Source organism: Dechloromonas sp. A34, from assembly GCF_026261605.1.
Lineage (GTDB): Bacteria > Pseudomonadota > Gammaproteobacteria > Burkholderiales > Rhodocyclaceae > Azonexus.
In genome coordinates this window covers 3,248,315-3,260,909 of the sequence record NZ_CP102486.1, presented here as the reverse complement: position 1 = coordinate 3,260,909, position 12,595 = coordinate 3,248,315, and the positions used below count along the sequence as shown (strand labels likewise).

Annotated in this window: 10 protein-coding genes; 6 read left to right on the top strand and 4 right to left on the bottom strand. The window is 60.8% G+C overall.

Going from position 1 to position 12,595, the window contains the following annotated elements; genetic code table 11:
* The first annotated feature begins 51 nt into the window (after positions 1-51).
* From purL to NQE15_RS16290, 3 genes are all read left to right on the top strand, one after another.
* The gene (gene purL, locus NQE15_RS16300; RefSeq protein WP_265942712.1) at positions 52-3,981 is read left to right on the top strand and encodes a phosphoribosylformylglycinamidine synthase; all 3,930 of its coding nucleotides are present in this window, start codon (positions 52-54) and stop codon (positions 3,979-3,981) included.
* A 291-nt stretch (positions 3,982-4,272) separates the two neighbouring features.
* Positions 4,273-5,328 (top strand): FUSC family protein, encoded by a 1,056-nt coding sequence (locus tag NQE15_RS16295; protein WP_265942710.1) that lies wholly within the window; start codon positions 4,273-4,275, stop codon positions 5,326-5,328.
* A 172-nt stretch (positions 5,329-5,500) separates the two neighbouring features.
* Positions 5,501-5,884, top strand: a complete 384-nt coding sequence (locus tag NQE15_RS16290; RefSeq protein WP_265942708.1) for a hypothetical protein — start codon at positions 5,501-5,503, stop codon at positions 5,882-5,884.
* A 71-nt stretch (positions 5,885-5,955) separates the two neighbouring features.
* Here NQE15_RS16290 and NQE15_RS16285 read toward each other — a convergent pair whose 3' ends face one another.
* Together NQE15_RS16285 and NQE15_RS16280 are read right to left on the bottom strand one after the other, a co-directional pair.
* Positions 5,956-6,306 carry a CZB domain-containing protein gene (locus tag NQE15_RS16285; RefSeq protein WP_265942706.1) on the bottom strand — a complete coding sequence of 117 codons (351 nt, stop codon included), beginning with the start codon at positions 6,304-6,306 and terminating at the stop codon, positions 5,956-5,958.
* 91 nt (positions 6,307-6,397) lie between these two features.
* Positions 6,398-6,955, bottom strand: a complete 558-nt coding sequence (locus tag NQE15_RS16280) for an O-acetyl-ADP-ribose deacetylase (RefSeq protein ID WP_265942704.1) — start codon at positions 6,953-6,955, stop codon at positions 6,398-6,400.
* 182 nt (positions 6,956-7,137) lie between these two features.
* Here NQE15_RS16280 and NQE15_RS16275 point away from each other — a divergent pair, with 182 nt between their 5' ends.
* The gene (locus NQE15_RS16275; RefSeq protein ID WP_265942703.1) at positions 7,138-7,701 is read left to right on the top strand and encodes a rhodanese-like domain-containing protein; all 564 of its coding nucleotides are present in this window, start codon (positions 7,138-7,140) and stop codon (positions 7,699-7,701) included.
* 4 nt (positions 7,702-7,705) lie between these two features.
* Here NQE15_RS16275 and NQE15_RS16270 read toward each other — a convergent pair whose 3' ends face one another.
* On the bottom strand, positions 7,706-8,038 hold the full coding sequence (locus NQE15_RS16270) for a DUF2917 domain-containing protein (protein WP_265942702.1): 333 nt from the start codon (positions 8,036-8,038) through the stop codon (positions 7,706-7,708).
* A 149-nt stretch (positions 8,039-8,187) separates the two neighbouring features.
* Between NQE15_RS16270 and NQE15_RS16265 the strand changes: the two genes are divergently transcribed.
* Positions 8,188-9,606, top strand: coding sequence for a PLP-dependent aminotransferase family protein (locus NQE15_RS16265; RefSeq protein WP_265942701.1), 1,419 nt, complete (start codon positions 8,188-8,190; stop codon positions 9,604-9,606).
* 99 nt (positions 9,607-9,705) lie between these two features.
* Entirely contained in the window at positions 9,706-11,592 is a 1,887-nt protein-coding gene (locus NQE15_RS16260; RefSeq protein WP_265942700.1) for a SurA N-terminal domain-containing protein, read from the top strand.
* Positions 11,593-11,703: 111 nt separating this feature from the next.
* On the opposite strand, the gene NQE15_RS16255 is transcribed toward NQE15_RS16260, so the two are convergent.
* Positions 11,704-12,501 (bottom strand): SDR family oxidoreductase, encoded by a 798-nt coding sequence (locus NQE15_RS16255; RefSeq protein WP_265942699.1) that lies wholly within the window; start codon positions 12,499-12,501, stop codon positions 11,704-11,706.
* Positions 12,502-12,595: the final 94 nt, after the last annotated feature.

The window sequence follows — 12,595 nt, the reverse complement described above, 5'->3', positions numbered from 1 at the left end:
CGGCCTCGGGTATAATGCCGGCCTCCCCGCCTAACCAGAAATCACCTCTCCATGGCCGACATTCTTTGCCTCAAGGGCGACGCCGCCTTTTCCGCCTTCCGTCTGCAACGCCTGCAAGCCCGCCTGGTCGCGGCCGTGTCGGATATCGAACGGGTAGGTGCCGATTACTGGCACGTCGTGGCGCAGAAGCGCGAGCTGAACACCGACGAGCGCGTCAAGCTGGCGACGCTGCTAGAAGAGAAGGCGGCCGCGGCTGAAATCGGCGAGCTGTTCCTGGTGGCACCGCGCATCGGCACCATTTCGCCATGGTCGTCGAAGGCCACTGACATTGCCTGGAATTGCGATCTCGATGCCATCGAGCGCATCGAACGCGTCGTCGCCTTCCACGTCGAGGTCAAGGGTGGCCGGGCGCTGACGGCCGAGGAAAAGAAGACCGTTGCCGGCTTGCTGCACGACCGGATGACCGAATCGGTGCTGCCCGGTTTCGAGGCCGCCGGCGAACTGTTCCGCCATTTCGAACCGAAGCCGCTGAATACCGTCGACGTGCTCAAGGGTGGCAAAGCCGCCTTGGTCGAGGCCAACGGTTTGCTCGGCCTGGCGCTGTCCGACGACGAAATCGATTACCTGCTGGACATCTTCAACAAGGCTGGCCGCAACCCGACCGACGTTGAGCTGATGATGTTCGCTCAGGCCAATTCCGAGCACTGCCGTCACAAAATCTTCAACGCTTCCTGGGTGATCGACGGGCAAGCCAAGGACAAGACGCTGTTCGGCATGATCCGCGAAACGCATGCTGCCAACCCGCAAGGCACGGTCATGGCCTATGCCGACAACGCGTCGATCATCGAAGGCGCGACGATCAACCGTTTCTACCCGGATGCCGACCGTGGCTATTCCTACAAGGAAGAGCTGACCCACATCCTGACCAAGGTCGAGACCCACAACCACCCGACGGCGATTTCCCCGTTCCCGGGCGCTTCCACCGGCTCCGGCGGCGAAATTCGCGACGAAGGCGCCACCGGCAAAGGTTCCAAGCCGAAGGCCGGCCTCTGTGGTTTCTCGGTTTCCAACCTGAACCTGCCGGATGCGCCGCAGCCGTGGGAGCATGCTTACGGTCGGCCGTCGCGCATCGCCTCGGCCTTGGACATCATGCTCGAAGGCCCGATCGGCGCCGCCGCCTTCAACAACGAATTCGGCCGCCCGAACCTGACCGGCTATTTCCGCACCTATGAGCAGGATGTCGCCGGCACGGTGCGCGGCTACCACAAGCCGATCATGATCGCCGGCGGCCTGGGCAGCATCCAGGCTGAACAGTCGTTCAAGGACGAAACTTTCCCGGTCGGCACGAAATTCGTCCAACTCGGTGGTCCCGGCATGCTGATCGGCCTCGGTGGCGGTGCCGCTTCGTCGATGACGGCCGGTGCCAATGCCGAAGACCTCGATTTCGCCTCCGTCCAGCGCGGCAACCCGGAAATCCAGCGGCGGGCGCAGGAAGTCATCGACCGCTGCTGGCAGATGGGCAAGAACAATCCGATTTTGTCGGTGCATGACGTCGGTGCCGGCGGCGTTTCCAACGCCCTGCCGGAACTGGCCCACTCGGGCGGCGTCGGCGCCATTTTCGATCTGCGCAAGGTGCCGACCGAAGAGCCGGGCATGTCGCCGGCCGAAATCTGGTCTAACGAATCGCAGGAGCGCTACGTGCTGGCCATTCCGCCGAATCGCATCGCCGAATTCCAAGCCATGTGCAAGCGCGAGCGCTGCCCGTTCGCTGTCGTCGGTGAAGCGACCGGCGACGGCCACCTGACCGTGACCGACGCCCATTTCGGCGTCAACCCGGTCGACATGGAAATGGAAGCGCTGCTCGGCAAGCCGCCGCGCATGACCCGTGACGTCAAGCATGAGCCGGAAAGCTTCGTCTCCTTCGATGCCGCCTCGATCGAACTGAAAGAGGCCGCTTATCGCCTGATGCGTCTGCCGACCATCGCCGACAAGACTTTCCTGATCTCGATCGGCGACCGCTCGGTCGGCGGCATGACCGCCCGCGACCAGATGGTCGGCCCGTGGCAGGTGCCGGTGGCCGACGTCGCGGTGACGACGATGGGCTACCAAGGCTATCTCGGCGAAGCCTTCGCCATGGGCGAGCGCACCCCGCTCGCCGTGTTCGATGCCCCGGCTTCCGGACGCATGGCAATCGGCGAAGCGTTGACCAACCTGGCTGCGGCCGATGTCGGCGAACTGGGCAAGGTCAAGCTCTCCGCCAACTGGATGGCGCCGTGCGGCGTCGCCGGTGAAGATGCACGCCTGTTCGATACCGTCGAAGCGGTTTCCGACCTGTGCAAGGCGATCGGTGTCTCGATCCCGGTCGGCAAGGATTCGCTGTCGATGCGCACCGCCTGGGACGAGGGCGGCGAAAAGAAGCAGGTCGTCTCGCCGCTGTCGCTGGTCGTTACCTCGTTTGCCGCGGTAAACGACGTGCGCCAGACGAAAACCCCGCAACTGGCTGTCGATCAGGGCGAAACCGATCTCCTGCTGCTAGACCTCGGCAAGAACCGCCTCGGCGGCTCCTGTCTGGCCCAGGTGTACAACGCCACGGGCAGCGATGCACCGGATGTCGATGATCCGGCCAAGCTCAAGGGCCTGTTCGATGCCGTGCAGAAGCTCAACCGCGACGGCCTGCTGCTCGCTTACCACGACCGCTCCGACGGCGGCCTGTTTACGGCGGCCGTCGAAATGGCCTTCGCCAGCCGTCGTGGCGTGACGCTGGACCTCGACGGCATCTGCTACGACCCGGTCGTCGGCGATACCGACGGCAGCGAAAAGCTGACCAACCTGCTGGCCGGCCGTGATTTCGAGAACTGCGTCCGGGCCTTGTTCAACGAAGAACTCGGCGCCCTGATCCAGATCCGCCGTGCCGACCGCGAAAAGGTCACGCCGGTGCTGCGCGCCCTGCGCGTGCCCTACCATTTCGTCGGCTACATGAACGAGTGGGACGAAATCCGCGTCATCCGCAATGCCAAGAAGTTGCTGCGCGAAAAGCGCGTCGACCTGCAACGCGCCTGGTCGGAAACCAGTTATCAGATGCAGACCCTGCGCGACAACCCGAGCTGCGCCCAGCAGGAGTTCGACCGCATCCTCGATACCAAGGACCCCGGCCTGAATCCCTGGCTGACCTTCGACCCGCAGGAAGATTTCACCCAGGTTTATCAGGAGCTCGGCGAGCGGCCGCGTGTCGCCATCCTGCGCGAGCAGGGCGTCAACAGCCATTACGAAATGGCCGCCGCCTTCGACAAGGCCGGCTTTGCCGCGGTCGATGTGCATATGAGCGACATCCTGGCCGGCCGCGTCAGCCTCAGGGATTTCAAGGGCCTGGTCGCCTGCGGTGGCTTCTCTTACGGCGACGTGCTGGGTGCCGGTCAGGGCTGGGCCAAGACCATCCTGATGCACGACGGTTGCCGCGACGAATTCGCCCGCTTCTTCAAGCGCGAGGACACCTTTGCGCTGGGCGTCTGCAACGGCTGCCAGATGATGAGCGCGCTGAAGTCCATCATCCCCGGCGCCGAACACTGGCCGGCTTTCCGCCGCAACAAGGTCGAACAGTTCGAGGCCCGTTTCGTGATGGCCGAAGTCATGGAGTCGCCGTCGCTGTTCTTCCGCGGCATGGAAAACTCGCGTATTCCCATCGTCGTGTCGCATGGCGAGGGCAGGGCGGTGTTCGACAATCCGGACGACCAGGAGCAGGTGGTCGCGGCGCTGCGCTACGTCGACAACAAGGGCGAGCCGACCGAAGCCTATCCGTACAACCCGAACGGTTCGCCGGACGGTCTCACCGCGGTGACCACCGAAGACGGTCGCTTCACGATCATGATGCCGCACCCGGAACGCGTCTTCCGCACCGTGCAGATGTCCTGGCACCCGGAAAACTGGGGCGAGGATTCGCCGTGGATGCGGATGTTCCGCAACGCCCGGCGCTGGGTGCGCTGATTCGCGTCAGCAATAACCCCGGCTGGGCATGTTGCTTGTCACAGCCGGGTTGGCGCGAACGCGTCGGATTTTTCCAGTGGTAGCGGGCGGCTGAAAAAGTTGCCCTGATAGGCCTGGCATCCGGCATTAGCCAGGCCGTCCCTTGCGCTTTGGTTTCAGCGCCCTCAGCAATGACGCCGATGCCGAGGCTCTGGGGCCAACTATGTAAAATGGGCTTCCTGTAACTGGTATCTACGCGCGAAAGGCGGCTTGGCGATGGGCTTGCGAAGATGGGAGAAATTCCAAGCGCTCATGCGCCGGGAAATGCTCCATCTGGCGACAATCAACGCCAGCGACCGGCGCTGGCAGATGCCGTTCTGTGCGGCGCTGGCGACTGGTCTGCCGCTTCTGGTCGGTGCCTATTTCGAGCATCTGGATTACGGACTGGCCTCATCTCTGGGGGGGCTGGTCTTCCTCTATTCTCCCAATACGCCCCTATCTCATCGCATGGTGTCGCTGATGGCGTGTGCCTTTGGCATGAGTGCCTGCTACGCGCTGGGGGTGGTCAGCCATTTTTTTCCGGTGCTGCTGGTGCCGGTACTGACCTTCATTGCCATCCTGGTTTCGATGGTATGTCGCTTCTTTGTGCTTGGGCCGCCGGGCAGCCTGTTTTTCATCATGGCATCGGCCATCGGGGCCTATTCGCCGATCGAGGTTGGGCAAGTCCCCCTGTTTGTCGGACTGCTGACTTTAGGGAGCCTGCAAGCCTGTCTGATTGCGTTCTTCTACAGTCTCTACACCCTGCGCCGGGAGGCTGCGCAGCCAGTCAAGCCTTTACCGCAAGCAACCTTCGATTTTGTCGTATTTGACTCAATCGTTATCGGGGTATTCGTCGGCATCTCGCTGGCCTTGGCTCATGCATTGCAACTGGAGCGCCCGTATTGGGTGCCGGTGAGCTGTCTGGCTGTAATCCAGGGGGCCTCGCTACGCGCTGTCTGGACGAGGCAGGTTCACCGTATAGCCGGCACCGTTATCGGCTTGTTTCTGGCTTGGGGCTTGCTGATGCTGCCGCTGGATAAATGGGGCGTTTCGCTGTTGATGATGGCCTTGGCCTTCGTGATCGAGACGCTGGTGGTGCGTCACTATGGCTTGGCAACGATCTTCATTACACCCCTGACCATCTTGCTGGCTGAGGCCGCCCAGTTTGGTCTGGGCGCGCCAGATGCGCTGCTTCAGGCTCGCTTGTTCGATACCGTGCTGGGTTCCGCGGTTGGACTTGCAGGCGGCGTGTGCCTGCATAGTCCGTGCTTTCGTCAGCTATTGGGGGCACAGATTCGGCGGCTCTCACCGACTCGCATCCGGCCGTAAACGGGTTTATCCGGCGGTACTCCCTGTCGACGACCGCCAAGATACGCGGCCGCGAACCATGAATACGCGCTGTTGTCTCAGCCATAGCGATAGGCATCATCGCCTTGAGGCCGGAAAAACGTGCCGGCAATGGTGCGATGCGGCGCATGCGTTGGTACGCAGAGGAGAGCAGATGACCGGGTTGAAAATATCAGCAGTTGCCCTGGCTGCCCTGTTTGCGATGTTGAGCGCCTGCGTTACGACTGAGCCAATGCCGGCAACTGCTTCGACTCGCGACGAGGCTGCCAATGGCAAGCAACTGAATTTTCGACTGGCCAGCGGGGTGTATGGTTGCGAGTTGGGCAGGAAGGTCGAAATTCTGCGCGATGTGCGGAATCCCAATTCGATCGAACTCAACTGGCAGGGCAATCGTCACACGCTGCAACGCCACGATTCCACCTCCGGCCTCCCGCGCTATGAGGACCGGAAAAACGGCTTGCTTTGGATTGACCTGCCCTGGAAGGGTGTCTTGATGGACACCAATAGTGGACGCCCCTCGCCAATGAGTGCAAGGTGACGCGCAACTGATCGGGCTCAAGTCACACTTGATTGGCTTGGCAGCGGAGGGGGCGGTGCCTCGCCGCCTCGTTATTTCGGAGTCAGTGCAGTGCGCAGCTTGTCGAGTTGTCCGACCAGTTGATGCGAGGCTTCGTTGAGCTCGGGAAGAAGCAGGTCGGCGGCGTCGCCGAGACCATTGTTGCTGAGTTCGACGATATCGTTGGCCAAGGCGTGAAAGTGGTCGTGAATGGCGACGAGTTGCTGGTAGTCGGCCGTTTCGATCACGGCGTCAGCAATATCTTTCAAGGTACTGGCGAGGGTGCAGCCGCGATGTTCGGAGAGCGGCATGTCGGCGTAGTTGCCGCCGGCGAAGGCGTTGATGAACTGGCGCCGCCAGTGATTGTGCAAGCGTATGGCGCCGTCGATATCGATACGCGTCATGTGCGGGGTCTCCGTTTGGTTGAAGGCTGAGGGCGGAGAAACTGCCATCGCCCGCCGAAGCCCGAATTATGCCGCAGAGCGAGGGCCCGGGTCAGTCGGTAAATTGCTGATGGGCGATGAAAACTTCGAGTGCGGGAGTATTGAAGAAAACCAGTCGTACTTCTTCAATGTCCGTGAACTCAGTCATGGTCACGCGTAATGCCCGGGAAACAACCGCTGCGGCCTTCTCCGGCGGGTAACCGTAGACGCCGGTGGAGATAGCCGGGAAGGCGATGCTGGTCAGTTGAAGCTGATTGGCGAGGCGAATGGCGTTGCGGTAACAAGCGGCTAGCAGGACGGCTTCTTCGCCGCGATGGGCGCCGTAGATCGGGCCGACGGCATGGATGACATAGCGGGCGGGCAGGGCGCCGCCCGTGGTGGCGACCACCTCGCCGGTCGGCAGGCCGTTTGGCCAATTTTCTCGCCGGACTTCACGGCAGGCATCGAGGATGGCCGGGCCGCCCCGGCGATGGATGGCGCCATCGACCCCGCCGCCGCCGAGCAGGCTGCTGTTGGCGGCATTGACGACTGCATCGACCCGTTGTTCGGTGAGGTCGCCGACCAGCAGACTGACGCGATTGCCGAAAAAGTGGTGGTTGGCATTGGGCATCGTGGCTCCAGGGAAAACGCTCGTGCTTGCCATGCTACGTATTTTTCGCGCGGCGGCAAAAACCGCAGTTGCGGCACTGCTTGTTCGTTTTTATAAGTAGTAAATTACGATATACGCAAGTGCTTATATATTGTAAATTCTCGCCTCGGTTTCATTCCAAAAATCTTGAGGAGGATTTGACAATGAAGAGAGTACTTGCTGGATTGGCTATGTCGACACTGGCGTTGGCTGCGACGGCTCAGGACAAGGAGTTGTTGCGCATCATCGGCACCGACACCAAATTCGTGGTGCAAACAAAAAATGGCCCGTTCGAGATCACCCGGACAATGACCCCATGCGCCAAGAATAAAGGCTGGCTGCAACCCCTGATCCCGGTTCCCGGGGTTCATCCGGTGACCGAAATCGAACTGCTGCAGGCCATGAACGACAAGGAGGCGCTTATCGTAGACATGCGCGAACCTGAGGATCGCATGAAGGGCACGATTCCGAATTCGTATCACATTCCCTATACCGAGGTTTCCGGGCGCATGAATGAATTGGGCTGCGCCAAGCAGGGCGGCAAGTGGGATTGCGTCAAGGCCAAGAAGGTTTATGCCTTCTGTAACGGTCCGGTCTGCCCGCAAAGCCCGACGGCGATCGTCGCCATGGTGCGCGATGGCTTTCCGGTCGACAAGATCTACTACTACCGCGGCGGCATGCTGGATTGGGACGCCCTGGGCTTTCCCATCGTCAAGGGCGATTTTTGATCGTTCACGGCTTAAGGGAAACCGGCCCGCTGCGGCCGGTTTTTTCATGGGGCTTTAGCTGGCGCAGGATTTCCACGGCCTGCTGCCGCAGGCCGGAAAATAACTTGGGTTTTGTCAAGCGGACGCGCCCGTTGCCGATGCTTTCGATGATCGCCAATCCGTTGCTGCTCACTTCGTAGGTCTGGCCGGGTTCGAGAAAGGTATCTCCGGGTTCGCCGGTGACGGTGATCCAGATCGTGCCGGCCGTGCTGGTTACACACAGGCCGCGCGCCTGGCGCAGGCAGATCGGATGGTTGTCGCTCAAGCAGACCTCGCCAGACTTCAAGTCGATTTTCATGGCTCTCTCTAGCTATCGTTATGGGAGAAAGTTTAGGTCGGCGAAAACGCATGATACAGTGGCAATAAAGTTTAATTGTGATCAGTACAGTTTGCTGTTGTTTATACTGTACTGGTTGTCGTTGCCGCCAACTGTACTGGTAATGCGAAATGACTGACTTGTTGCGCTACGAAAGATTGGCCTCGGAACTGGAGGGCATGATTGCCAATGGTGCCTTGCGTCATGGCGACCGTCTGCCGTCGGTTCGTCGTTTGTCGGTGGAGCGGCGGCTATCCGTGTCGACCGTGGTCCAGGCCTTGCGCCAGCTGGAGAATCGCGGGCTGGTCGAGGCCCGGCCGCAGTCCGGCTATTTCGTTCGCCGGCCCGGGCCGGTGCGGGCCGAGCCGGCGCAGCGCTCGACGCCGGAGACGGCGGTGCCGGTAGATGTCACGCAGCGTCTGGTCCGCGTTCTTCAGGCCGGTTGCCGGCCATTGGTAGCGCCGCTGGCGGCGGCTTTGCCGGCTGCCTCGCTGTTGCCGGTGGCAGCGCTGCACCGTCTGTATGCCGGGGTTGCCCGTCGTCACCCGAAGTTGCTCGAAGGTGGCAGTCACATCAACATGGACGAGCCGGCGCTGGTCCGCCAGTTGGTGCGCCGTTCGCTGGCCTGGGGCGGGCCCTTGGCCGGTGACGAGATCGTGATCACCAATTCCTGCACCGAGGCTCTTGGCCTCTGCCTGCGTGCTGTGACCAAGCCGGGCGATACCGTGGCGGTGGAGTCGCCGGGTTATTACCTGATGCTGCAACTGCTCGAAACACTCGGTCTCAAGGCGCTGGAGATTCCGACCGATCCGCGTCACGGCCTCTCGGTCGAAGCGCTCGAACTGGCGACCCGCAACGGCGGTGTTGCCGCCTGTCTGCTCGTGCCGAATGCCAGCAATCCGCTGGGCAGCATGATGCCGGATGACAAGAAGCGCCAGCTGGCGGCCCTGGCTGCCAGCCGTGGTGTTCCGGTGATTGAGGACGATATCTACGGCGACCTGCATTTCGGGCCACAGCGGCCATGGCCGATCAAGGCTTTCGATATGGTTGGCAATGTGATGCTGTGCTCGTCTTTTTCGAAGAGCCTGACCCCGGCGTTGCGCATAGGCTTCGTTGCGGCTGGTCGTTATCGCTCGGCGATCGCCCTGCAGAAGACCATCACCAGCGGCGGGACCAATCCGATTACCCAGAACGTGCTGGCCGAATATCTCGAATCGAGCGCCTATGAACGCCATCTGCGCACGCTGCGGCGCAGCTATGAACGCCAGGTGGAGAGCATGCGGGCGGCGGTTGGTCGCCATTTTCCGGCGGCAACGCGTATTTCGCAGCCGCAGGGCGGCTACGTGCTGTGGGTTGAACTGCCGGAAGAGTTCGATACGACGGCGCTTTACGAACGCGCCATTGCCGAGAATCTGGCCTATGTGCCGGGCGAGCTGTTTTCGGCCAGCGGCATGTACCGCAACTGCCTGCGCCTGAACTGCGGCAACCCGCACGGTCCGGAAATCGAGGATGCCGTCCGCCGGCTGGGCGCGGTGATATCCCGGGCCTGATTGCATCAAATTGGGGCCGGGCAAATACGGTATCATTCACCCTTTTTTGGGCAAGCTGCGCCTTGCCTTCTTGAACGACTTTGAAGGATTCCTCTCCTCATGTTCGACGCAGTCCGCAACAATAAAAGAATCGTCCAGGTATTTCTCGGTCTGATCATTCTGCCTTTTGCCTTTTTTGGCGTTGATTCCTACATGAACAACGTCGGCTCGGGCGACGAAGTGGCCACGATCGGCGACATCAAGATCACCCAGCAGCAGTTCCAGCAGTCGGTACGCGATCAGCAGGACCGTCTGCGCACCCAACTGGGCGCCCAGTTCGACCCGAAGTTGCTCGACAATCCGGAGGCCCGTAACGCGATCCTCGACGATCTGATCAATCAGCGCCTGTTGATGCTCGAGGCCAACAAGAAGCACATGTTTGTCAGCGACGAAGCGATTCGCCGGACAATCGGCGGCATCGATGCCTTCAAGGTCGACGGTCAGTTTTCTGCCGAACGCTACGAAGCTGCACTGCGCGGGCAGGGCATGTCGCCGGCCGGATTCGAGGCGCAACTGCGCCAGGACATGACGTTGCAACAACTGGCCGGTGCCATCAGCCAGTCTAGCCTGATGGCACATACGGTCAGCGATCGACTGCTGGCGCTGCAGACCGAAAAGCGCGAAGTAATGGAGTTCCGCCTCGGGCTGGATGCCTATCTGGACAAGGTCAAGCTGGCGGACGGTGCGGTACGGAAGTTCTACGACGAAAACAGCAAACAATTCGAATTGCCCGAGCAGGCCAAGGCCGAATATGTGGTGCTGTCGATGGAGACCATCGGCACCCAGCTGACGGTTAGCGAGGCTGAAATCAAGGCCTGGTACGACGGTCACAAGGACAAATTCCGGCAGCCGGAAGAGCGCCGGGCCAGCCATATCCTGATTGCGTCGGAAAAGCTGGGCAAGGACAAGGCGAAGACAAAGGCTGAGGTGCTGCTCAAGGACGTCCAGAAGAATCCGGCCGGCTTCGCAGATCTGGCCAAGAAAAATTCCGATGATCCGGGTTCTGCTGCCAAGGGCGGCGATCTGGGTTTCTTCGGGCGCGGCATGATGGTCAAGGCCTTCGAAGAGACGGCTTTCAACATGAAGGAAGGCGAAATTTCCGGTGTCGTCGAATCCGATTTCGGTTTTCACATCATCAAGGTGACTGGTATTCACGCCGCCAAGGAAAAACCCTTTGCCGAAGTCAAGGGCGAGATCGAAAGCGAATTGAAACTGGCGGGTGCTTCCCGCAAGTTTGCCGAAGCGGCCGAAGCCTTCAGCAATACGGTCTACGAGCAGGCCGACAGCCTGAAGCCGGTGGCCGAGAAGTTCAAGCTGACCATCAAGCAGTCCGACTGGCTGGGGCGTCAGGCAAATCCGGCCAATGGCCCACTGGCCAATGAAAAGCTGCTGGCCGCCGTGTTCTCCGAAGATTCGATCAAGAACAAGCGCAATACCGAAGCCGTCGAAATTGCTACCAATACCTTGGTTGCCGCCCGCCTGGTCGACTACAAGCCGGCAAGCTTGCAGCCCTTCGATGGCGTCAAGGCGAGCATCGAAACCCTGCTCAAGCGCCAGGAAGCCCAGGCCCAGGCCAAGAAGGATGGCGAAGCCCGTCTCGAGGCCTTGAAGAAGGGCGAAGACAAGTTGGCCTGGGGTGCCGCCAAGAGTGTTTCCCGCCTGGATTCGCGGATGATCCCGCCGCCAGCCGCGGCGGCCGTTTTCAAGATGGATGGTGCTACGCTGCCGGCTTATACCGGTGTCGAATTGCCGGGTTCGGGTTATGCGCTGTTCAAGCTGAGCAAGGTGAATTCCGGCGAACAGCTGGATGCTGCCCGTCGCCAGGCGTTGCTCGGACAACTGGCCAACCTGTCGGCCCAGGAAGATCTGCGCCTCTACCTGGCTGCCTTGCGTAGCCGTTACAAAGTCGAGATCAACCAGGCCGCCCTGGAAGCCAAGGAAAAGTAAGTATCCAACGGGCCGGAAACGGCCCGTTTCCCTTTGGGTTGATAGGTCAAGAAAAACGCCGATCGGTTTGCACCGATCGGCGTTTTTTATTGCCTCTTGCGGGGCGATTATTTATGCAGGCAGCGGCTCGGCGTTGCCCAGGGCGGTGGTGTTCATGCCGCCATCGACGTACATGATTTCGCCGGTAATGCCGCTGGACAGATCGGAAAGCAGGAAGGCGGCGGCGTTGCCGACTTCATCGATGGTCACGTTGCGGCGCAGCGGAGCATGGTGCGAGTTGTAGGACAGCAGTTTGCCGAAGTTGCCGATACCGGAGGCAGCCAGCGTCTTGATCGGGCCAGCCGAAATGGCGTTGGCGCGGATGCCTTCGGGGCCGAGGCAGAAGGCCAGGTAGCGGGTGGCCGCTTCCAGGCTGGCCTTGGCCAGGCCCATGGTGTTGTAGTTCGGCATGGTGCGCTCGGCACCGAGATAGGAGAGGGCGAGAGCAGCGCTCTTGCGACCCTGCATCATCGGCCGCGCGGCCTTGACCAGCGCCGGGTAGCTGTACGAGGAAATTTCGTGGGCAATTCGGAAGGAGTCGCGTGACATGCCTTCTAGGAAATCGCCTTCAATGGATTCGGTCGGGGCGAAGGCGATGGAGTGCACCAGGCCATCCAGTCCGTCCCAATGCTTACCGAGTTCGACGAACAGGTTGGTGATCTGTTCATCGCTGCTGACGTCCAGCGGGAAGACCAGGGTGCTGTCGAATTCGGCGGCGAACTTGTTGATGCGGTCGATGAAACGCTCGTTCTGGTACGAGAAGGCGAGTTGGGCGCCTTCACGATGGCATGCCTTGGCGATGCCATAGGCAATGGAATGCTTGGACAGCAGACCGGTTATCAGAATCTTCTTGTCGGCGAGAAAGCCCATGTGTTTGTTCTCCCTAAGGGGTTTAGCCGGCGAATTATAAACCGAGAAGGCGCTTTGAACTCACCCGATGCCGAGTTTGGGCGGTTCGTTGCGG